We start from the raw sequence: 21,316 nt of genomic DNA on the forward strand, positions 1-21,316 counted from the left end.
TCTACTTTTCCCAGTGTAGTGAACTAGCCGGGCGGCAAGTAAGTGGCTGCCGGACGGGGAGTGGGAAGAGATAGATGGCGGACACGGTGGAAAGCGTCACGGGCGGCAAACGTCCCAGGAGTGTGCGGGTGGTCCTGCTCGCACTCATGATCGCGATGATGCTCGCGATGCTCGACAACATGATCGTGGGTACGGCGATGCCGACGATCGTGGGCGAGCTGGGTGGTCTGGAGCACCTGTCCTGGGTGGTCACCGGCTACACCCTGGCCACCGCGGCCTCCACCCCGATCTGGGGCAAGCTCGGTGACATGTACGGGCGCAAGGGCGCCTTCCTGAGCTCGATCGTCATCTTCCTGATCGGCTCGGCGCTCAGCGGCATGGCCCAGAACATGGGTGAGCTCATCGGCTTCCGTGCCGTGCAGGGTCTCGGCGCGGGCGGTCTGATGGTCGGCGTCATGGCGATCATCGGCGACCTCATCCCGCCGCGGGAGCGCGGCAAGTACACCGGCATGATGGCCGGCGTCATGGCGCTGGCGATGATCGGCGGTCCGCTGGTCGGCGGCACCATCACCGACAACTGGGGCTGGCGCTGGTCCTTCTACATCAACCTGCCGCTGGGCGCCGTGGCCCTGGCACTGGTCAGTGCCGTGCTGCATCTGCCGAAGAAGCGGGCCAAGGCGCGCATCGACTACTGGGGTGTCCTGCTGCTGACCGTCGGCATCACCTCGATCGTGCTGGTCACCACCTGGGGCGGCACGGAGTACGCCTGGACCTCGGCCCGGATCATGGAACTGGCCGGCATCGGCGTCGCCACGCTCGTCGGGTTCGTGTTCTGGCAGACCCGGGCCGCCGAGCCGGTGGTGCCGATGCACATGTTCCGCAGCCGCAACTTCACGCTGATGTCCGTCATCGGCTTCATCACCGGCTTCGTGATGTTCGGTGCCACGCTCTACCTGCCGCTGTACCAGCAGTCGGTGCAGGGCGCCTCCGCGACCAACTCCGGTCTGCTGCTCCTGCCGATGCTCGGTGCGATGCTCGTGACCTCGATGGTGGCGGGCCGGGTCACCACCAACAGCGGCCGTTACAAGGTCTTCCCGATCGTCGGCGGCGCGCTGATGATCGTGGGTCTGTACCTGCTGTCCCTCATGGACACCGGCACGACCCGGCTGACCTCCGGCATCTACATGGCCGTCCTGGGCCTGGGCATGGGCTGCCTGATGCAGATCACCATGCTGGTGGCGCAGAACAGCGTGCAGATGAAGGACATGGGCGTGGCCTCGTCGACCACGACCCTGGTCCGTACGCTCGGCTCCTCCTTCGGTGTGGCCATCATGGGCGCGCTGTTCAACGACCGCGTCAAGCACGTCATGAGCGAGCGGGCCGGTGCGCTGGGCAAGGGCATCACCGAGAAGTCCGCGCAGCTGGACGCGAAGAGCATGGCGAAGCTGCCGGCGCCGGTGAGGGACGCGTACGACCACGCGGTGTCCGCCGGTACCCACTCGGCCTTCGTACTCGGTGCGGGGATCGCGGTGCTCGTGCTGGTCGCGGCGCTCTTCGTGAAGGAGGTCCCGCTGAAGACCGGGCAGCCCAAGCCTTCGGCGGAGGGCGGCGAGGACGCGTCTGCCGCGCAGGTCGTCGAGGCCGTCTGAGCCGCGCCTGAGCTGAAGACCCCGGGTCGGTGTCCGCCCCCGGGGTCTTCTCCTTCGTTGTCGGTGCCCCGTGAGTTGTCAGTGCCCCGTGCCACCATCGGCTGCATGGACAAGCTGCGCCGCATGCGTCTGGCCAAGGACGCCATGGACCGGGAGTGGGCGGACCCCGGTCTGGATCTGGACGCGGTGGCTGCCTTCGCCGGGTATTCGCGGTACCACTTCGTGCGCGCCTTCAAGGAGGCGTACGGCGAGACGCCGGGACAGTATCTGACCCACCGGCGGATCGAGCGGGCGGAGGAGATGCTGCGCTGCGCCAACCTCACCGTGACCGAGATCTGCACCCTGGTCGGCTTCAGCAGCCTCGGCACGTTCTCCGCCCGCTTCAAGGCCCGCACCGGGCTCACCCCGAGCGAGTACCGCGGGAAGCACGTGGGCCGCGGGGCCTCCCTGATACCCGGGTGCTACGCCATGCTCTGGGCCGGCGGATTCAGCACCGCAAGATCGGAGAAGCGTTCCGGGGCCGGCCCTGCCTACGGTGACGAAGGGCGGTCCGCCCCGGCGGACAGCACCGCCAGCGTCATCAGCAGCGCCGACAGGAGAGCAGAACCATGATCAAGGGTCTTGCCATCACGACCGTCTGGGTCCTGGACCAGGACCGGGCCAAGGAGTTCTACACCCAGAAGCTGGGTCTCGAGGTCCGTACGGACATGACCATGGGCGACGGCGGCATGCGCTGGCTCACCGTCGGCGCACCCGGCCAGCCCGACGTCGAGCTGACGCTGATGGTGCCGGGGCCGCCCGCCATGGACCCCGAGTCCGCCGAGATGATGCGGAAACTCATCGCGAAGGGGGCGCTCGGGGCCGGCGTGCTGGCCACCGACGACATCCACGGCGACTACAAGAGGCTCAAGGACCGCGGAGTGGAGTTCCTGCAGGAACCCCAGGAGCGCCCCTACGGCACGGAGGCGCTGTTCCGCGACGACTCCGGGAACTGGTTCTCGTTCACCCAGCGCCGGGAGGGCGGTCTGGACCTGGACCGGGACTGGGCTTGCTGAGGGCCTGAGCATGTGGACGGCGCGGGCGGAGGCGGCGGTCACCGGCGTCACCGAGCCGTCGCGGCGCAGTGCCGTCGCGGCGCAGTGACGGCAGCGCGGCCGGGAGTACGCATCTGGCCGCGCTGATGCGGTAGGCACTAAGTCGCGCCCGGCGGCCGTACGGACAGTTCCCGAACGTGGCCACGGCTGAACAGCCCACCGACTCACAGCACCAGCGGATCAGGGAGCCGCTCAGGCCGTGCCCCCCGAGAGCGGCAGCGTCGGATAGCTCCCCGTCGCCGTAGGGGCGTGCTCGGGAAGCCACAGCACGGCCACCGCGCCCTCCGCCGTGACGCCGGCGGGGGCACCCACGGGTCGTACGTTGCGGAAGGTCAGGCGGGCGCCGAGGACGCGGGCCTGGCCCGCCGCGATGGTCAGGCCCAGCCCGTGGCCCGTACCGGCGCGGTCCTTGCTGCCCGTGCGGAAACGGCTCGGCCCCTCGGCGAGCAGTTCCTCGGGGAAGCCGGGACCGTGGTCGCGGACCCGGATGACGCGGCCCTCGACGGTCACCTCGATCGGCGGCCGGCCGTGCCGGGCGGCGTTGGCGAGCAGGTTGAACAGGACCCGCTCCAGACGGCGCGGGTCGGTGGTGACCTCCGACTCGTGCACCACGCGTACGGTGACGCCCGGGTCCTTGGCCGCCACGCGCCGGGTGACGAACTCGCCGAGCATGATGTCCTGCAGCTCCGCCCGCTCCGAGGCGCCGTCGAGACGGGCCACCTCCAGGACGTCCTCGACGAGCGTGCGCATCGCCTTCGCCCGGTCCAGGACCAGCTCGGTGGGACGGCCGGGGGGCAGCAGCTCGGCGGCCGTGAGCAGGCCCGTCACGGGGGTGCGCAGCTCGTGCGCGATGTCCGCGGTGACCCGCCGCTCGGCCTCGAGACGCTGTTGCAGCGCGTCCGCCATGGCGTCCACCGCGCGCGCGAGATCGTCGGTCTCGTCCCGTACGACCCCGCCGATGGCCTCCCGCACCCGGACGTCCGTCTCGCCCTTGGCGACCTGGTTCGCTGCGGCCGCCGCCTTGCGCAGCCGCCGGGACAGCTGCCCGCCGATCAGCACGCCGAGCGCGCTGCCGCCGAACACGACCGCGACGGAGCCGATGACCAGCGCCTGGTCGAGGTCCTTCATCACATCGGTGGAGCGGTCCGGCATGTGGCCGTGCAGGGACAGCACATGCCCGTCCTTGGTCGGCACGGCCGCCCAGATGTCCGGCACCCCGCCGTGGTCGATGACATCGCTGGCCTTACGGCCCTCCTCGACCTTCTCGCGCAGCGCGTGCGGCAGTTCGGGGTCGTCGAGCTTGATGTTGGGGAAGTTGGGCCGCCGGTTCAGTTCGTAGTTGCGCTGTGCTATCTGGACGCGCTGGTTGGCCAGGTCACGTGCGTTGTCGAGCATCGAGACCCGGGCCGCGTTGTGCACGACCAGGCTGAGCGCGATCGCGACCAGACCGGCCACCAGCGCGATCGCCGCGCTGAGCTTCCACCTGAGGCCCGTGTGCAGGCCGACGCGCTCCATGCGCCGGACCGGGTGCCGAAAGATCCCCCGCATACCTCTGCCCCGCTCAGGCCTTCAGCTTGTAGCCGAAGCCGCGGACCGTCTCGATCCGGTCCTGGCCGATCTTCTGCCGCAGCCGCTGCACATGCACGTCGACGACCCGGGTGTCCCCGCCCCAGCCGTAGTCCCACACGCGCTCCAGCAGCTTGTCGCGGGAGAGCACGGTGCCGGGCGCCGAGGAGAACTCCAGCAGCAGCCGCATCTCGGTCGGGGTGAGCGCGACCGGCTGCCCGGCCCGGCGCACCTCCATGCCCTCGGTGTCGACCTCCAGGTCCCCGAAGCTGAGCATGCCGCCGGTCATGGTGTCGTCGGCGTCCTCGGTACGGTCGCCGCCGCCGGCGTGCCCGAAGCGGCGCAGCACGGCCCGGATCCGCGCGACCAGCACGGCGCCGTCGAACGGCTTGGTCACATAGTCGTCGGCGCCGGCCTCCAGGCCGAGGACGACGTCGATGGAGTCGGCGCGCGCCGAGAGCATGATCACCGGCACGGTGGACTCGTCCCGGATGCGACGGCACAGGCTGACACCGTCCAGGCCCGGCACCATGACGTCCAGCAGGGCGATGTCGGGGCGGTTCGCCCGGAACGCCTCCAGGCCCGACAGGCCGTCGGGCATGGCGGTGACCGCGAACCCGTCCCGCTCCAGGGCGAGCTGGGTGGCCTCGCGGATGACGTCGTCGTCCTCGACGAACAGAACGTGGGTCTGGTCTGCCATCCCGGTGCTCTCAGTCCTCGTGTGTGCGTGCGTGTGTGGGGGGTCAGTTGTCCACGGTGGCCGCCGCGTCGCCGCCGGTCTTGCTGTAGTCGGTCTCGTGCCTGTACCGCTCGGCGAAGCGGCCGGCCTTCCACCTGTACGTGATCACGGTCTCCCGGGACGGGTTCGACACCGGATCGTCCGTCTCGTACACCTGCTTGGTCACGGTCAGGTCGGTGCCGTCGATCTCCGCGTAGACCGGCGACTCCTCCGCCTTGAACACATTCTTGTACGCGCCCTGCACGTTGCGGTACACGTACGTGCCGATGCCCACCAGGTCACTGCAGGACGACACGTTCACGAGGACGTCGTTGACGGAGCCGCCGGTCAGATAGCCGTAGGTGACGTCGACCACATCATTGTCGTTGCTGCACTGGTTCAGCTCGCGCTTCACCGTCGGGGAGACCGCCGGGTCCTTCCTGACCAGCGCGACCGCGTCGACCCGCCGGAAGCCGCCCGACGGGCTCGGTGAGGGGGAGGCGACGGCTCCCGCGACCGCCGAGGCGTGTGCCGGGCCCTCGTCCCGGGTGCCCGTGCCCCCCGTGCCGCACGCGGCGACGAAAAGGGCGAGGGCGGCGAGCACGGCCCCCACCGTGATCACCGCCTGTGTAGTGCCTCGGGCCACTTCGGGCCCGGCCCCGGTCAGGCCGCGCAACGCTCCCGCTCCTCACGCTCCAGCGCGCGTGCGTCCAGATCGCGGGCCTCCAGCTCCTCGCGGAGCCGGGCGAGCGCCCGGTGCAGCGTGCTCTTGACCGTACCGGCCGACATGCCCAGGGCCGCGGCCGTCTCCTCCGTGGACATCTGCTCCCAGTGTCGCAGGACTACGACACTGCGCTGCTTCGGTGCGAGCACCTTCATGACGTCCATCAGCAGGGCACGGTCGGCGTGCTGTTCGGTGGAGTCCTCCACGGACGCGTCCGGCAGCTGCTCGGTCGGCACCTCCTCCAGCTTGCGCGCCCGCCACCACTCCGTACGGGTGTTGATCATGACGCGGCGCAGATAGGCGTCGGCCAGCCGCTTGTCGGCGATGCCCTCCCAGCGGCCGTAGGTGCGCACCAGCGCCGTCTGCAGCAGATCCTGGGCGTCGACGGGGTCCGGTACCAGTCGGCGAGCACTGCGCAGCAGCGCGTCCTGCCGTGTGCGGACGTACTCCTCGAACTCGAGCACCTCGCCCTGCGCCATGATCAACCGCCTCCGTTCCCCGTTCACTTCGGCCCGTGCCTGAAGTCCTTCGTTCCTGCGCCCGGTGGTCTGCCGGGCACGGGAAAGAAGTTACGGAGTGGTTGTCACGGCGTTGTGCGCACCAGCCTGCGGCTAGCAATCGGCTATCCGTCGGTTGTGTAACGAACGTGGGATCGGGGTAAGCAGGCCGACTGGTATGTCTCTTTATGGGGGCCTCTGTCGGGCCAATGGCTCCGTAACAGGCCCTCCGGGGCTGCGACTTGGCTGTGCGTCAGCTCAGCGGCAGCCGATACAGACCGCCCGGCAGCGGCTCCACCAGACCGTCCGTGACAAGTCCGTCGAGCGCGCGGGCGCGCTGCACCGGCTCGTGCCACACCCGGTCCAGCGCCGCCTGCGCCACCGGCGCGTGCGCCTCCCGCAGCACCGCCAGCAGCTTGCCGCGCACCTGCCGGTCCGTACCGGCGTACGTCTGCCCGCGCCGCGGCGGCCCCGCGTGCTCCGGCTTGCCGGCCAGGTGCCAGGCGCACTGCGCGGCGATCGGGCACCGCCCGCACCCCTCGTTCTTCGCCGTGCACACCAGTGCGCCCAGCTCCATGGAGGCGGCGGCCCAGCGCGCGGCGGTCCTCTCGTCCTCGGGCAGCAGCTCACGGGCGAGCCTGCGTTCGGCGGCCGTCGTCGCGTTCGGCGGGTACTGCACCCCCGTCACCGCCCGGGCGAAGACCCGGCGCACGTTCGTGTCCAGCACCGGATGCCGCTGCCCGTACGCGAACGAGGCCACCGCGGCGGCCGTGTACTCGCCGATGCCCGGCAGCGCGAGCAGCTGCGCGTGATCCCTCGGTACGTCCCCGCCGTGCCGTTCCGTTATGGCCACCGCTGCGCCGTGCAGCCGCAGGGCCCGGCGGGGGTAGCCGAGCCGGCCCCAGGCGCGCACCGCCTCGCCCGGCGCCTCCTTCGCGAGGTCGGCGGGGCGCGGCCAGCGGGCCAGCCACTCCTCGTAGACGGGCAGCACCCGGTTGACCGGGGTCTGCTGGAGCATGAACTCGCTGACCATCACCCCCCACGGGCCCGCCTCCGGGCGGCGCCAGGGCAGGTCGCGGGCGTGGGCGTCGAACCAGGCGATCACGGGGACATGCAGCTTCTCAGTCATGGCCTTCCGATCCTGCCACGGCTCGGCGTCCATCGTGGGTGACGGCACGGTCACCGAGCGTGGTGAAGGATGAAGAGCCTTCGACGTCAGGGCAGTTACCGGGATGATGATCCGGAAAAGTTGCCGTTCGGCGCGGCGGGTGGCGCAGGCAAGCACCGCGATCTCTCGTACAGTTTGCGCCGTGGGATCTCTGCGCAATCCGGTCGGGCCGCTTCCCTCCTCCATCTACTGGCGAAGGAGGGTCGTCATGCTGTCGGTGGTCGCCCTCCTGGCGCTGCTGATCGCGTGGATCGTCACGGCCGGCGGCGGGGGCGGCAAGAAGAACACCGGCGCATCCAACGGCAAGAATCCCGCGCACACCATCACGCCTGGGCCCTCCTCGTCCGGACCCGCGATCAGCCAACATCCCGGCGGACGCGGCGATTCGGGCGGCGGCGACTCCGGCGGGGGCGACACCGGTTCCTCCGGCGGCAGCGGATCGGGCGACGGCTCCGCCGCCTCCTCCGGGTCCGGTGGCGGCTCGGGCGGCGGCTCGGGCTCCGCTTCCGGCGGCGGCAACGTCGGTACGGGCGACGCGATCCCGGCCTCTTCCTCTCTGCCCGACTGCGCGCCCGGCGCGGTGACGGTGAGCCTGCGGAGCCTGCACAACTCCTACTCGCCGGATCAGGCACCGACCTTCGAACTCACCGCGAAGAACGGCTCGTCCACCGACTGCAAGGTCGATCTGGGGCCGAAGAACGCGGTGTTGACGATCACGCCCGCGGACGGCAACGACCCGTTCTGGTCGTCGGCCGACTGCCCCAAGGGCCCGGCGGACCTGGTGTTCCGGGTGCCGGCGGGCCAGAGCATCACCTACACCGTGAAGTGGGACCGGAAGCCGAGTGCGGCCCACTGCGCGACGCCCTCCGGGGGTTCGGCGAAGACGGGCACGTATCTGCTCGAGGCCAAGGTGCCGGGGTTCGGGAAGACGCAGACTTCCTTCGTGCTGTCGGCTGACTGAGGGCGCGGTTCGTCGCCGGGCGCGGGTGTGTGGGCGGTCGCTCGCGCCAGGACGGACCCGAAGCCGCCGTAAGGCATGCACCTCCCGGGCCATGGGCCGCCCGGGTGCGCACTCAGACGTACCGCTCCAGGATGGACGACTCGGCCAGGCGCGACAGGCCTTCCCGCACGCTCCTCGCCCGGGCTTCTCCCACGCCGTCCACGGTCTGCAGGTCGTCCACGCTGGCCGCGAGCAGCTTCTGCAGGCCGCCGAAATGTTCCACCAGCCGGTCGATGATCGCGCCGGGGAGCCGCGGAACCTTCGCCAGGAGCCGGAAGCCCCGCGGGGACACCGCGGAGTCGAGGGTCTCCGGCGAGCCGGTGTAGCCGAGTGCCCGCGCCACCGTGCCGAGTTCGAGCAGTTCCGCGTGGCTCAGCGCGTCCAGCTCGAACAGGGCCTCCTCGACCGTCCGGGAGCGCTTCGCCGTGGGCTCGGGGACGTAGTCCCGGACGACCAGTTCACGGTCGGGCTCGACCCCGGCGATCAACTCTTCCAGCTGAAGCGCGAGAAGACGGCCGTCCGTGCCCAGTTCGACCACATACTCGGCGATTTCGGTGGCGATGCGCCGGACCATCTCCAGGCGCTGTGCGACGGCGGACACGTCCCGCACCGTCACCAGGTCCTCGATCTCCAGCGCCGAGAGGGTGCCGGCCACCTCGTCCAGGCGAAGCTTGTACCGCTCCAGCGTGGCCAGCGCCTGGTTCGCGCGGGACAGGATCGCCGCGGAGTCCTCCAGGACACGCCGCTGACCGTCGACGTAGAGGGCGATCAGGCGCATGGACTGGGAGACGGAGACCACGGGGAAGCCGACCTGCTTGCTGACCCGGTCCGCCGTGCGGTGCCGGGTGCCCGTCTCCTCCGTCGGGATGGTGGGGTCCGGCACCAGCTGGACGCCCGCGCGCAGGATCTTCGACAGGTCCGACGACAGCACGATGCCGCCGTCCAGCTTGCACAGCTCCCGCAGCCGGGTCGCGGTGAACTCCACGTCCAGGACGAACCCGCCCGTGCACATCGCCTCGACCGTCTTGTCGGAGCCGAGGACGATGAGCCCGCCGGTGTTGCCGCGCAGTACGCGCTCGAGGCCGTCACGCAGGGCCGTACCGGGAGCCACGGCGCTCAGCGAGGCGCGCATCAGGCGATCGGAACCGGCACTCCCACCGGATTTTCCGGGAGCTGCTGCCCGGTCGTTGGCTGCCACTGCACTCCTCCGGTCGCAGGTTCTGACGCGCCCCCGTGACCCGCACTCGGTTCGTACGGACGGGCGAGACCAGGGCAAAGTCTACCGGCGGTCCTCCGCCTCCCGTGGGGCCTCTCGGCGACGGGAGCGCGGCAGCACCCGCAGCGCGTCCCCCATGTCGGCGACTTCCAGCACCTTCATACCCGGCGGCACCTTGCCCGGATCGGTCGGCACGAGCGCGTGCGTGAAGCCCAGCCGGTGCGCCTCGGTGAGTCTGCGCTGCACGCCCGTGACCCGTCTCACCTCGCCCGCGAGGCCCACCTCGCCGATGGCGACCAGGTTCTTCGGCAGCGGGGTGTCGCTGGCGGCGGACGCGAGCGCGAGCGCGATCGCGAGGTCGGCGGCCGGCTCCGACAGCTTCACGCCGCCCACCGTCGCGGAGTAGATGTCCCGCTTGCCCAGTGCGCTGATCCGGCCGCGCTGTTCCAGGACGGCCAGCATCATCGACACGCGGGAGGTCTCCAGACCGGAGGTGGTACGCCGCGGGGACGGGATCTGGGAGTCGACGGTCAGCGCCTGCACCTCGGCCACCAGCGGACGGCGGCCCTCCAGCGTGACGGTCAGGCAGGTGCCGGGAACCGGTTCGTCACGGCGGGTCAGGAACAGACCGCTGGGGTCGGCGAGCCCGGTGATGCCCTCGTCGTGCAGCTCGAAGCAGCCGACCTCGTCCGTCGCCCCGTAGCGGTTCTTCACGCCGCGCACCAGGCGCAGGCGCGCGTGCCGGTCGCCCTCGAAGTGCAGCACCACGTCCACCAGGTGCTCCAGCAGGCGCGGGCCCGCGATCGCGCCGTCCTTCGTGACATGGCCCACAAGGAGGGTGGACATGCCCCGTTCCTTCGACGCGCGGATAAGGGCGCCCGCGACCTCCCTCACCTGGGCCATGCCGCCGGGCGCGCCCTCGATCTCCGGGGAGGCGACCGTCTGTACCGAGTCCAGGATCAGCAAGGACGGCTTGACCTCGTCCAAATGGCCGAGGACGGCGGACAGATCGGTCTCGGCGGCCAGATACAGCTCGTCGTGGAGGGCGCCGATGCGGTCGGCGCGCAGCCGGACCTGGCTCGCCGACTCCTCCCCGGTGACATAGAGGGTGCGGTGTTCGGCGCTCGCGGACTTGGCGGCCACGTCCAGCAGCAGCGTGGACTTGCCGACGCCCGGCTCGCCCGCCAGCAGCACGACCGCGCCGGGCACCAGGCCGCCGCCGAGCACCCGGTCCAGCTCGGGCACACCGGTCGGGCGGGCCGTGGCCTGCCTGCCGTCGACCTGGCCGATGGGCAGCGCGGAGGTGCTGACACGGCCCGGTGCCGTCGTACGGACCGCGGGCGCGCCGTACTCCTCGACCGTGCCCCACGCCTGGCACTCGGGGCAGCGGCCGAGCCACTTGGCCGTCTGCCAGCCGCACTCGGTGCAGCGGTAGGACGGGCGGTCCTTCGTGGTCTTCGTACGGGCAGCCATGCGGAAACCGTAGCCCGCGGCACTGACAACCGAGGCGGGGGCCGCCGGCGGGTGGCCCGGGATCGGCCACCACCAGCGGGTCCGGCCCCGGAATGAAAGCCTCCCGTCCCCTTATGAGGGATCGTTTCACCCGTACGGATTAAAAGTGCTCAAGCCTCCATAAGGGTTACTCCACCGGCGCCTACGGTCCCACGGGTGATGAGCAGCAGTCCGGAGACCACCACCCGCACGACCGGCGCGCACAGAGCGCGCGGTGAGGCACGGGAGACGCGGGAGGAGCGCGACCGCGCCGCCGCGCGCACCCTCGCCCAGCGGCCGCCGGCGCGCTACGAGCCGTACCTGGACGGACTGTTCACCTACTGTCTGTCGGTGCTGTGCGACCACGACGCGGCCACCGCCGCCCTCGGCGACGTCCTCGCCCTGGCCGAGCGGCGCGGACACCGCGTCCCGGAGGCCGCCGGCGACCGCAGGGCCTGGCTTTACGCGCTGGCCCGCTGGGCCTGTCTGCGCAAGCTGGCCGAGGCCAAGCAGAAACGTCAGGCCACTCATGCGGCGGGCCGTTCCGGGGCCGGGGGCAGGGTGCCCGAGCCGGCCGTCGCCCCGGAGGTCCAGGAGCAGCGGCGCCGCGAACTGGCCCTGCTGGCCTGGCCGGAGGCGGCCGGCACCACTCCCGAGCAGCGCGAGGCCCTGGAGCTGGCCGTCCGCCACCATCTGGCCGCGCAGGAGGTCGCCGCCGTCCTCGGCATGGGACCCGAGGCCGCGCGTGAGCTGCTCGCCTCCGCCGCCTGCGAGGTCGAGCGCACCCGCGCGGCCCTCGCCGTCGTCGAGACCGGCGGCTGCCCGAGCGTGGCCCACCTCACCGGGGACAGCGGGCTGGTCCTCAGCACGGCACTGCGCCGCGAACTGGTCCGGCACGTCGACGACTGCCCACGCTGCCGCCGCACCGCCGAGCGCGCCGTCCCCGGCCGCTGGCCCGGTGCCACGATCACCCCGGCCGAGCTGCCCGTCCTGGAGGCGCCCCGCGCGGCACTGCACGTCGCTCTGGCACATCCACGCGCGCGTGGCGCGGCCGTGCCCCGCTTCGACCGGCGTGGCTTCCCGATGGACCCCAAGGACCGCGCGGCCCGCCGCGACCGGCTACGCGCGCGTGCGGTGACGACGACGGTCGTCGCCACCGTGGTGGCCGCTCCCGTGCTGGCACTGTGGGCCGCCTACCGGGGCGCCCCCACCGCGGACGGGGAGGGGCCCTCCGCAACGGCGCGCGAGGCACAGGGCCCCGACGCCCTCGGCAGCGACACGGCCGGCGGCTACGAGAACGCGGGCAACGCGAGCGTGAAGCCCGGCGCCCGCATCGGCAAGGACGGCAAGGCGGACGTCTCGGTCGAGGTCGTCAGCGTCGCCGGAGCGGGAAAGAAGGCACCCGGACAGCTCGACGTCGCCGCCGCGAACGACGGCGACACCACGCTGATCACCCTCAGCGCGTCGGGCTCCTCCCCGGTCCGCTGGTCCGTGTCCACCTCCGCGTCCTGGCTCTACTTCAGCCGGTCCAGGGGAACCCTCGACCCCGGTGACACGCTGACGATCAAGGTGTACGTCGACCACCTCCGCGAGCCCTCCGGCCACTGGCACGCGCGGGTGGCGGTCGCCCCGGCCGGCGCGGTGGTCACCATCGACGGCTACGGCACGGCTCCCAGCCGCCACCCCACCCCGCCGCCGGCGTCCTCCGATCCGGCCCCGCCGACCGCACCCCCCACCGCCCCGCCCTCCACCCCGCCGTCCACGCCTGCGACCAGCCAGAGCCCCACGCCGACGGATCCGACCCCACCGGACACGCCGACGCCGACCCCGACAGCCTCCGACAGCGACACGCCCAGACCCCCGGGCGGCTAGTGCTGCGGCCGGACAGGTTCACCGGCTCGCGACGCCCGGCACGGCACCTCGCCGCGTTGTCGCCTCATCCGGGTACGTCCCGTACGCGGGCGACGCTCCGCCTTGCGATGCTCCCACGGTCGCGGGACACGGATGCCGAGGGCCCGCAGGCCCGGGCTCGGCCGGCGTCGACAACGCTCGTGATCCATACAGCTAGGGCGCCGGATCGGCCGGGTGCGGGGCGACCAGGGGCAGCTGGGACGCCAGGCGCTGCTCACACAGCTCGACCAGGCGGTCGTAGCCGGCCTTGCCCATCAGCTCGGTCAGCTCGGCCCGGTAGGAGATGTACACCGGCTCACCCGCTCCGTGCGCGGAGGTCGCCGACGTGCACCACCAGTGGAGGTCGTGCCCGCCCGGGCCCCAGCCCCGGCGGTCGTACTCACCGATCGACACCTGAAGGACCCGTGTGTCGTCGGGCCGGTCGATCCAGTCGTACGTCCGCCGGATCGGCAGCTGCCAGCACACGTCCGGCTTGGTCTCCAGCGGCTCCCGGCCCTCCCGCAGGGCGAGGATGTGCAGCGAGCAGCCCGCGCCGCCCGCGAAACCGGGCCGGTTCTGGAAGATGCACGAGCCCTGGAAGGGACGCGTCTGCCGGGACCCCTCATCGTCCTGAGAGACCCAGCCGTTGCGTGTGCCCTCGTCGTGGTGCTGCCAGATCTCCGGCGTGAGCCGGGCCACGTGCTCGGCGACCCGCTTCTCGTCGTCCTCGTCCGAGAAGTGCGCGCCCAGCGAGCAGCACCCGTCGTCCGCGCGGCCCGCCTGGATGCCCTGGCAGCCGCTGCCGAAGATGCAGTTCCAACGGGAGGTCAGCCATGTCAGATCGCAGCGGAAGACCTGCTCGTCGTCCGCGGGATCAGGAAACTCCACCCAGGCGCGCGCGAAGTCGAGCCCCGTCTCGTCGCTCGCCTTCTGCCGCTTCGGGGACTTCTGGGACTTCGGGGACTTCTGGGACTCGGACGCCGTCGCCTGGGAAGGATCCTTCACTCCCTTGGACGATTTGTGGTTCTTCGCCTTTTTCGTCTTTGGCACCCGTCCAGGGTAAGTGGCCCAGGGCCGCTGCGGGGACCGTGCACGGACGATCTGGCAGTAGCGTTCCGTACATGAGACTCGGTGTCCTGGACGTGGGTTCGAACACGGTGCATCTGCTGGTGGTGGACGCCCACCCCGGCGCGTGCCCGCTGCCCGCGCATTCGCACAAGGCCGAACTTCGGCTCGCCCAGCTGCTCGACGACAGCGGTGCCATCGACGACGACGGCATCCACAAGCTTGTCGCCGTCGTACAGGACGCGCTCCAGGCCGCCGAGGACAAGGGCGTCGAGGATCTGCTGCCGTTCGCGACCTCCGCCGTCCGGGAGGCCACCAACGCCGACGACGTCCTCGCGCGCGTGGCCGCCGAGACCGGCGTGGAGCTCCAGGTCCTCACCGGCGAGGAGGAGGCCCGCCTGACCTTCCTCGCCGTCCGCCGCTGGTTCGGCTGGTCCGCCGGGAAGCTGCTCGTCCTGGACATCGGCGGCGGCTCCCTGGAGATCGCCTTCGGCATAGACGAGACGCCGGACACCGCCGTCTCCCTGCCGCTCGGCGCCGGCCGGCTCACCGCGGGATGGCTGCCCGGCGACCCGCCCGCCCCCGAGGCGGTGCGCGCCCTGCGCCGCCACGTCCGCACGGAGATCGCCCGCACGGTCGGCGAATTCAGCCGCTTCGGCGCCCCCGACCACGTCGTCGCCACCTCCAAGACCTTCAAGCAGCTCGCCCGCATAGCCGGCGCCGCCCGCAGCGCCGAGGGCCTCTACGTCCAGCGCGAACTCAAGCGCGAGTCCCTGGAGGCCTGGGTCCCGCGCCTGTCCGGCATGACCGAACAGCAGCGCGCCGAGCTCCCGGGCGTCTCGGAGGGCCGGGCCGGCCAGCTGCTGGCGGGCGCCCTGGTCGCCGAGGGCGCGATGGACCTGTTCGGCGTGGAGAGCCTGGAGATCTGCCCGTGGGCCCTGCGCGAGGGCGTGATCCTGCGGCGCCTCGATCACATGGGGTCGGACTGACGTGCCTTCGGACCGACGTCGCTGAAGGGCCGCGGGGAGCCGCGCGCCGGGCCGCACACCGCCTGCACCCGCCGGAATGGCAAACCTCACAACGGCGAACGGGCACCCGACACCGGCACCACTCCACGCCGTAAGGTGTCGGACGTGGCTGAACCAAGGGACGTCTCCGTCGCCCTGTCGACGGCCTCCGTCTACCCGGAGTCCACGGCGACGGCCTTCGAGATCGCTGCGCGCCTCGGGTACGACGGCGTCGAGGTCATGGTGTGGACCGACCCCGTCAGCCAGGACATCGAGGCGCTGCGCCGCCTGTCGGACTACCACGCCATCCCGATCCTGGCCGTCCACGCCCCCTGTCTGCTGATCACCCAGCGCGTCTGGTCGACGGACCCCTGGGTCAAACTGCAGCGGGCCCGGGCGGCCGCCGAGAAGCTGGGCGCCTCCACCGTCGTCGTCCACCCGCCCTTCCGCTGGCAGCGGCAGTACGCGCGCGACTTCGTCGACGGGATCTGGCGGATGGCGAACGAGACGGACGTACGGTTCGCCGTCGAGAACATGTACCCGTGGCGCTACCGCGACCGCGAGATGCTCGCCTACGCCCCCGACTGGGACGTCACGCGGCACGACTACCGGCACTTCACCATCGATCTCAGCCATGCGGCGACGGCCCGCACGGACACCCTGGAGATGTTCGACCGCATGGGCGACCGCCTCGGCCATGTGCACCTCGCCGACGGCCGGGGCTCGGCCAAGGACGAACACCTGGTGCCCGGCCGCGGCACCCAGCCCTGCGCCGAGGTGCTGGAGCGCCTCGGGGTCACCGGGTTCGACGGCCATGTCGTCATCGAGGTCAACACCCGGCGGGCGATGTCCACCGCCGAGCGCGAGGCCGACCTCGCCGAGGCCCTGGCCTTCACCCGCAAACACCTGGCCTCGGCCGTACGGGTGCCCCGGCGATGAACGAGCCCACGCCCCGAGCGGCGAACGCGACCGCGGCGCGGCGGCGGGGCCGGCCGCCGCGCGCCGAGTCCGCCGACACCCGCGACCGCATCCTCACCGCGGCCCGCGCGGAGTTCTCCGAGCGCGGGTACGAGAAGACCTCCGTGCGCGGCATCGCCAAGGCCGCCGGGGTCGACTCGGCCCTCGTCCACCACTATTTCGGCACCAAGGAGCAGGTGTTCGAGGCGGCCATCGAGGTAGCCTTCGCGCCCGCGCTGAACGCGCCGAACGCGGTGGCCGACGGCCCGCTGGACGGAGTGGGGGAGCGGCTGACCCGCTTCATCTTCGGCGTCTGGGACAACCCCACGACGCGTACGCCCCTCCTCGCGATCGTCCGGTCCGCCGTGAACAACGAGACCGCCGCCGCCGTCTTCCGCCGCCTCGTCGCGTCCCAGCTGCTGCGCCGCGTCGCCGCCCAGGTGGACCTGCCGGACGCGGAACTGCGGGCCGAACTGGCGGCCGCCCAGCTGGTGGGTGCGGCGATGATGCGCTACGTGATCAAGCTGGAGCCGCTGGCCTCCGCGGATCTGGAGCAGATCATCGCCCGGGTCGCCCCCGTCGTCCAGGGCCATCTGACGAATCCCTGAGCACGGCGAACCGCCGCCCGCGCCCGGTGATTCCTGGGACACGCGTCCCGCATTCCGGACAACCGTGTCCAGCGTTTGGAGCACCGGCGTACGCTCGGAAGCAGTCAGAACTCTCTGGCAGAAGGTCTTCGAAGGAGCGAGCGACGATGCCCGAGCTGAGGTCCCGCACAGTCACCCACGGCCGCAACATGGCGGGCGCCCGCGCCCTTATGCGCGCCTCCGGTGTACCCGGTGCGGACATCGGCCGGAAGCCGATCATCGCGGTCGCGAACTCCTTCACCGAGTTCGTGCCGGGCCACACCCATCTGCAGCCGGTCGGCCGGATCGTCAGCGAGGCGATCAAGGAGGCGGGCGGCATCCCGCGCGAGTTCAACACGATCGCCGTGGACGACGGCATCGCGATGGGCCACGGCGGCATGCTGTACAGCCTCCCCTCCCGCGACCTGATCGCGGACTCGGTCGAGTACATGGTCGAGGCCCACTGCGCCGACGCGCTGGTCTGCATCTCCAACTGCGACAAGATCACGCCGGGCATGCTGCTGGCCGCCCTGCGCCTGAACATCCCGACGGTCTTCGTCTCCGGCGGCCCCATGGAGTCCGGCCGTGCCACCCTCGTGGACGGCACGGTCCGCACCCTCGACCTGGTCGACGCGATCTCCGACGCCGTGAACGACAAGATCTCCGACGAGGACATCCTCCGGATCGAGGAGAACGCCTGCCCGACCTGCGGCAGCTGTTCCGGCATGTTCACCGCCAACTCGATGAACTGCCTGACGGAGGCCATCGGCCTCTCGCTCCCCGGCAACGGCTCGGTCCTCGCCACCCACACCGCGCGCAAGCAGCTCTACGTCGACGCCGCCCGCACGGTCATGGACCTCACCCGCCGCTACTACGAGCAGGACGACGAGTCGGCCCTGCCGCTCAACATCGCCACCTTCCAGGCCTTCGAGAACGCCATGGCCCTGGACATTGCGATGGGCGGCTCCACCAACACGATCCTGCACCTGCTGGCCGCCGCCCAGGAGGCGGGCGTCCCCTTCGGCCTGGAGCAGATCGACGCCGTCTCCCGCCGCGTCCCCTGCCTCGCCAAGGTCGCCCCGAACGTCGCGAAGAACCGCACGTACTACATGGAGGACGTGCACCGCGCCGGCGGCATCCCCGCCCTCCTCGGCGAACTGCACCGCGCGGGTCTGCTGAACGAGGACGTGCACTCCGTCCACAGCCCGTCCCTGTCCGACTGGCTGAAGACCTGGGACGTCCGCGGCGGCTCCCCGTCCCCCGAGGCGGTCGAACTCTGGCACGCGGCCCCCGGCTGCGTCCGCTCCGCCGAGGCCTTCTCCCAGTCCGAGCGCTGGGAGGCCCTGGACGAGGACGCGGAGGGCGGCTGCATCCGCTCCGTCGAGCACGCGTACTCCAAGGACGGCGGCCTCGCGGTCCTCAAGGGCAACCTCGCCGTCGACGGCTGCGTGGTGAAGACGGCCGGCGTGGACGAGTCGATCTGGACCTTCGAGGGTCCGGCGGTCGTCTGCGAGTCGCAGGAGGAGGCCGTCCAGCGCATCCTCACGCAGGAGGTCAAGGACGGCGACGTCGTCGTCATCCGCTACGAGGGCCCCAAGGGCGGACCCGGCATGCAGGAGATGCTCTACCCGACCTCGTACCTGAAGGGCCGAGGCCTCGGCAAGACCTGCGCGCTGATCACCGACGGCCGCTTCTCCGGCGGCACCTCCGGCCTCTCGATCGGTCACGCCTCACCCGAGGCGGCCTCCGGCGGCACCATCGCCCTCGTCGAGGACGGCGACCGCATCCGCATCGACATCCCGAACCGCACCATCGAGCTGCTGGTCGACGAGACGGAACTCACCCGCCGCGAGCAGGCCCTGAACGGCGTCCACGCCCCGAAGAACCGCGAACGCAAGGTCTCCGCCGCCCTCCGCGCCTACGCGGCGATGGCCACCAGCGCCGACAAGGGCGCGGTCCGCGACGTGACCAAGCTGGGCTGAACCGCCGTACGTCCGTCAAACCGCCGTACGTCCATCAGGGGCCGCCTCCCGCCGGGGGCGGCCCCTCGGTGTGTCACCAGTCGGACGGGGTGCGCGCGGCCACGGCGAAGACGGTGCCGTCGGGGGCGGTGGCGTAGACCCGGTTGTCGCCGAGCACGGGTGCGGGAGGCGCGCTCATGACCTTCGCCGGATCCGGACCCAGACGCGCGGGAGTCTGCCCCACGAGGGTTCCCTTGCGGGCGTCGACGGCGAGGAGCCGTCCGTCGCCGGCGGTGACGTACACGTACCGGCCGTCCGCGACCGGTGCCGAACCACGGCTCACCGAGGTCTCCACGCGCCACAGCTGCTTCCGCGCGCCCACGTCCACGGCTTCCAGGGAGCCGCCTGTGGCCAGGAGGTACACGACGTTCCCCCGCACGGTGGCATGGGCCGCCTCACTCGCCAGGGGCAGCGGCACGCGGCGTGTCGACCGGGTCGCCGGGGTGTAGCGGACGACGGCCTTCGTCTCCCCGTACACGCTGTCGGTGGACAGGAAGAAGACGGAGCCGCCCCCGGTACCGACGGGCTCGAGCGTCCCGTCCAGCCGCGCCCGCCACCGTACGTCACCGCTCTGCGGGTCCACGGCGGAGACCTGGGTGCTCGAACCGTCGAGGGACGTGCTGGTCGCGTACGCCAGCGGGTCACCGGGAAACGAGACGAAGGACGGCCTGCCCTGACCGGCGATCCGACGGCTCCACCTGGTGTCGCCCGAGGCACTGTCGATGCCGGTGACCTTTCCGTCGGCACCGGTGAGCAGGGCCGTCCCCGCGGCGTACCGGACCATCGCGCCCTGGGCCAGGCGTCGTTTCCAGACCTGTGTGCCCGAGCCCGGATCGAGCGCGGCGAGCTGCGGTCCGCCGTCCGTGTAGGGCTGCACGAGAGCCGCCGAGAAGACCGGCGGTGCGCTCGTGGACTTCGTGGCGACCGCGCGGCGCCACAGCAGCTTTCCGTCGCCCGGGGAGAGGGCGTAGACCTCACCGGGCTGCGCGCACAGCAGCTTCCCCAGCCCGTAGGAGCACTGAGGCATGCCCGGCGCCCCGGGCGACGGCTTCGCCTCCCACGAACTGAACGCCGCTGCCGTGGTACGCGGATGGGCGCCGGTCGGCATCGGCCCGCCGCCCCCGACCAGCTGCACGCAGGCCGACACGGCGGCCGCGGCGGCACCGAGCGCCCCGGCGGCCATGACCACCTTGCGCCGGAGCCGTGCCCTGGCCGACGGCGCGGTCCGCTCGGCAGGCGGCTCGGGAGCCGGTTCGTCACTCGACCGCTGCGCCGGTACGAACGCCTGTGTGTCGTACGAGGCCGCCACCGACCGCAGTTCCCGCATGAGTTCGTCGGGGGTCGGCCGGTCCTCCGGCTCCTTGGCGAGGCACCGCAGCACCAGTGGCGCGAGGCTCTCCGGTACACCCGTGAGGTCCGGTTCGTCGTGCACCACCTGGTAGGCGACGACATACGGGCTGTCGGAGTCGAACGGCCCACGCCCGGTCGCCGCGTGCACCATCACCGAGCCGAGCGCGAAGATGTCGGCGGCAGGCCCCACTTCGCGCGGCCGCCGGAACTGCTCGGGGGCCATGAAAGGCGGTGTGCCGATCAACTTGCCGGTCTCGGTGCGCAGTTCGCTGTCCTTCGGCCGTGAGATGCCGAAGTCGATGACTTTCGGGCCGTCCTGGGCCAACAGGACGTTGCTCGGCTTCAGGTCCCGGTGCACGACCCCGACCCGGTGGATGTCGCGCAGCGCCTCGGCCAGCCCCGCCATCAGCCGACGCAACTGGGCCGGTTCCATCGGCCCGTTCCGTTTCACCTCGTCCGAGAGGGTCGGCCCCGGGATGAACTGCGTCGCCATCCAAGGTCGCCCGGCGTCCGGATCGGCGTCGACGACGGGCGCGGTGAACGCACCGCTCACCCGGCGCGCGGCGGCCACCTCCTGCCGGAAGCGGCCCCTGAACTCGGGATCCCTGGCGAACTCGGCGTGTACGACCTTCACCGCGAGCTTCATCCCCGAGGTGCTGCGGGCGAGGTGGACCACGCCCATTCCGCCCGACCCGAGACGGGACTCCAGACGGTAGTGTCCGGCGTACTCGGGAAGTTCCGCTTCGGCGCCCGCTCCCGCGTTCCTGCGTGGCGCCATGCGACCACCCCCGTGCTGTTCGTCCGCGCGCGACGCACGGAGCCTAGTCGATGACTCGTGCGAGACAGAGGCGGCTTGCTAGCCTGCGCGCGCGAGTCGCGCGCATGTGTTCGGTGGCTCGTTTCGTGGGAATCTGACGTGACCCCATGGCGTCCATGGGGTCGAACGGGGGGCTTTCATGTCCGTTGACCATGCCGAAGAGGCCGCTGCGACCTCGCTGCGCTACTACTCCGTCGCCCCGGGCGTCCGACTGAACGTCCGGAGCGGCCCCGGCACCAGCTACAACATCGTGCGTGTCCTGGCCGAAGGAGCCAAGGTCCCCGTCTTCTGCCAGACCTCGGGCACGACGGTGAGCGGCCCGTACGGCACGTCGAAGATCTGGGACAACATCGACAACGGCGAGTTCGTGGCCGACGTCTACGTCCAGACCGGCAGCGACGGCTACATCGCTCCGCGCTGCGGCTGACCCGACCGGGGGCCCGCCCCCGCCCGGCGCCAT

The 21,316-nt window shown here is 71.5% G+C and carries 19 protein-coding genes; 10 read left to right on the forward strand and 9 right to left on the reverse strand.

Annotated elements, in window-relative coordinates; genetic code table 11:
- Positions 1-74 precede the first annotated feature (74 nt).
- From ABZ919_RS24255 to ABZ919_RS24265, 3 genes are all read left to right on the forward strand, one after another.
- Positions 75-1,649: an MDR family MFS transporter gene (locus tag ABZ919_RS24255; RefSeq protein WP_361251388.1), complete on the forward strand. Its 1,575-nt coding sequence runs from the start codon at positions 75-77 to the stop codon at positions 1,647-1,649.
- Positions 1,650-1,754: 105 nt separating this feature from the next.
- Entirely contained in the window at positions 1,755-2,261 is a 507-nt protein-coding gene (locus ABZ919_RS24260; RefSeq protein ID WP_361251391.1) for a helix-turn-helix transcriptional regulator, read from the forward strand.
- Positions 2,258-2,704, forward strand: coding sequence for a VOC family protein (locus ABZ919_RS24265; protein WP_361251394.1), 447 nt, complete (start codon positions 2,258-2,260; stop codon positions 2,702-2,704). The genes ABZ919_RS24260 and ABZ919_RS24265 overlap by 4 nt, the downstream gene beginning before the upstream one ends.
- A 231-nt stretch (positions 2,705-2,935) precedes the next feature.
- On the opposite strand, the gene cseC is transcribed toward ABZ919_RS24265, so the two are convergent.
- From cseC to ABZ919_RS24290, 5 genes are all read right to left on the reverse strand, one after another.
- Positions 2,936-4,291 (reverse strand): two-component system sensor histidine kinase CseC, encoded by a 1,356-nt coding sequence (gene cseC / locus ABZ919_RS24270; RefSeq protein WP_361251397.1) that lies wholly within the window; start codon positions 4,289-4,291, stop codon positions 2,936-2,938.
- 13 nt (positions 4,292-4,304) lie between these two features.
- Positions 4,305-5,009 carry a two-component system response regulator CseB gene (gene cseB / locus ABZ919_RS24275; RefSeq protein WP_361251400.1) on the reverse strand — a complete coding sequence of 235 codons (705 nt, stop codon included), beginning with the start codon at positions 5,007-5,009 and terminating at the stop codon, positions 4,305-4,307.
- 43 nt (positions 5,010-5,052) lie between these two features.
- Positions 5,053-5,703 carry a hypothetical protein gene (locus ABZ919_RS24280; protein ID WP_361251403.1) on the reverse strand — a complete coding sequence of 217 codons (651 nt, stop codon included), beginning with the start codon at positions 5,701-5,703 and terminating at the stop codon, positions 5,053-5,055.
- The gene (locus ABZ919_RS24285; protein ID WP_055703482.1) at positions 5,691-6,230 is read right to left on the reverse strand and encodes a SigE family RNA polymerase sigma factor; all 540 of its coding nucleotides are present in this window, start codon (positions 6,228-6,230) and stop codon (positions 5,691-5,693) included. The genes ABZ919_RS24280 and ABZ919_RS24285 overlap by 13 nt, the downstream gene beginning before the upstream one ends.
- Positions 6,231-6,501: 271 nt before the next feature.
- Entirely contained in the window at positions 6,502-7,377 is an 876-nt protein-coding gene (locus tag ABZ919_RS24290; RefSeq protein WP_361251406.1) for an A/G-specific adenine glycosylase, read from the reverse strand.
- A 181-nt stretch (positions 7,378-7,558) separates the two neighbouring features.
- On the opposite strand from ABZ919_RS24290, the gene ABZ919_RS24295 reads away from it, so the two are divergent.
- A complete protein-coding gene (locus tag ABZ919_RS24295) occupies positions 7,559-8,377 on the forward strand; it encodes a hypothetical protein (RefSeq protein WP_361251409.1) in 819 nt (272 codons plus the stop codon).
- Positions 8,378-8,489: 112 nt separating this feature from the next.
- Here ABZ919_RS24295 and disA read toward each other — a convergent pair whose 3' ends face one another.
- Both disA and radA read right to left on the reverse strand, forming a co-directional pair.
- Positions 8,490-9,614, reverse strand: coding sequence for a DNA integrity scanning diadenylate cyclase DisA (gene disA / locus ABZ919_RS24300; RefSeq protein ID WP_361251412.1), 1,125 nt, complete (start codon positions 9,612-9,614; stop codon positions 8,490-8,492).
- An 81-nt stretch (positions 9,615-9,695) separates the two neighbouring features.
- Complete coding sequence (radA, locus tag ABZ919_RS24305; protein ID WP_361251415.1) at positions 9,696-11,105, reverse strand: DNA repair protein RadA; 1,410 nt, start codon at positions 11,103-11,105, stop codon at positions 9,696-9,698.
- A 195-nt stretch (positions 11,106-11,300) separates the two neighbouring features.
- Between radA and ABZ919_RS24310 the strand changes: the two genes are divergently transcribed.
- Positions 11,301-12,995 (forward strand): hypothetical protein, encoded by a 1,695-nt coding sequence (locus ABZ919_RS24310; RefSeq protein ID WP_361251418.1) that lies wholly within the window; start codon positions 11,301-11,303, stop codon positions 12,993-12,995.
- 192 nt (positions 12,996-13,187) lie between these two features.
- On the opposite strand, the gene ABZ919_RS24315 is transcribed toward ABZ919_RS24310, so the two are convergent.
- Positions 13,188-14,063: a hypothetical protein gene (locus tag ABZ919_RS24315; RefSeq protein WP_361251421.1), complete on the reverse strand. Its 876-nt coding sequence runs from the start codon at positions 14,061-14,063 to the stop codon at positions 13,188-13,190.
- A 71-nt stretch (positions 14,064-14,134) separates the two neighbouring features.
- Between ABZ919_RS24315 and ABZ919_RS24320 the strand changes: the two genes are divergently transcribed.
- From ABZ919_RS24320 to ilvD, 4 genes are all read left to right on the forward strand, one after another.
- Positions 14,135-15,067 carry a Ppx/GppA phosphatase family protein gene (locus tag ABZ919_RS24320; RefSeq protein WP_361251424.1) on the forward strand — a complete coding sequence of 311 codons (933 nt, stop codon included), beginning with the start codon at positions 14,135-14,137 and terminating at the stop codon, positions 15,065-15,067.
- Positions 15,068-15,211: 144 nt separating this feature from the next.
- Positions 15,212-16,024 carry a sugar phosphate isomerase/epimerase gene (locus tag ABZ919_RS24325; protein ID WP_361251427.1) on the forward strand — a complete coding sequence of 271 codons (813 nt, stop codon included), beginning with the start codon at positions 15,212-15,214 and terminating at the stop codon, positions 16,022-16,024.
- Entirely contained in the window at positions 16,021-16,650 is a 630-nt protein-coding gene (locus ABZ919_RS24330; protein WP_361251430.1) for a TetR family transcriptional regulator, read from the forward strand. Before ABZ919_RS24325 ends, ABZ919_RS24330 begins: the two co-directional genes overlap by 4 nt.
- Before the next feature lie 146 nt (positions 16,651-16,796).
- Complete coding sequence (ilvD, locus tag ABZ919_RS24335; protein WP_361251433.1) at positions 16,797-18,650, forward strand: dihydroxy-acid dehydratase; 1,854 nt, start codon at positions 16,797-16,799, stop codon at positions 18,648-18,650.
- A 73-nt stretch (positions 18,651-18,723) separates the two neighbouring features.
- Here the strand turns inward: ilvD and ABZ919_RS24340 are convergent, their stop codons facing one another.
- Positions 18,724-20,817 carry a serine/threonine-protein kinase gene (locus ABZ919_RS24340; protein ID WP_361251436.1) on the reverse strand — a complete coding sequence of 698 codons (2,094 nt, stop codon included), beginning with the start codon at positions 20,815-20,817 and terminating at the stop codon, positions 18,724-18,726.
- A gap of 178 nt (positions 20,818-20,995) precedes the next feature.
- Between ABZ919_RS24340 and ABZ919_RS24345 the strand changes: the two genes are divergently transcribed.
- On the forward strand, positions 20,996-21,283 hold the full coding sequence (locus ABZ919_RS24345; RefSeq protein ID WP_361251439.1) for an SH3 domain-containing protein: 288 nt from the start codon (positions 20,996-20,998) through the stop codon (positions 21,281-21,283).
- The last annotated feature ends 33 nt before the right edge of the window (positions 21,284-21,316 follow it).

Origin of the sequence: Streptomyces sp. NPDC046759 (assembly GCF_040645475.1) — a bacterium.
Classification (GTDB): Bacteria; Actinomycetota; Actinomycetes; order Streptomycetales; family Streptomycetaceae; genus Streptomyces.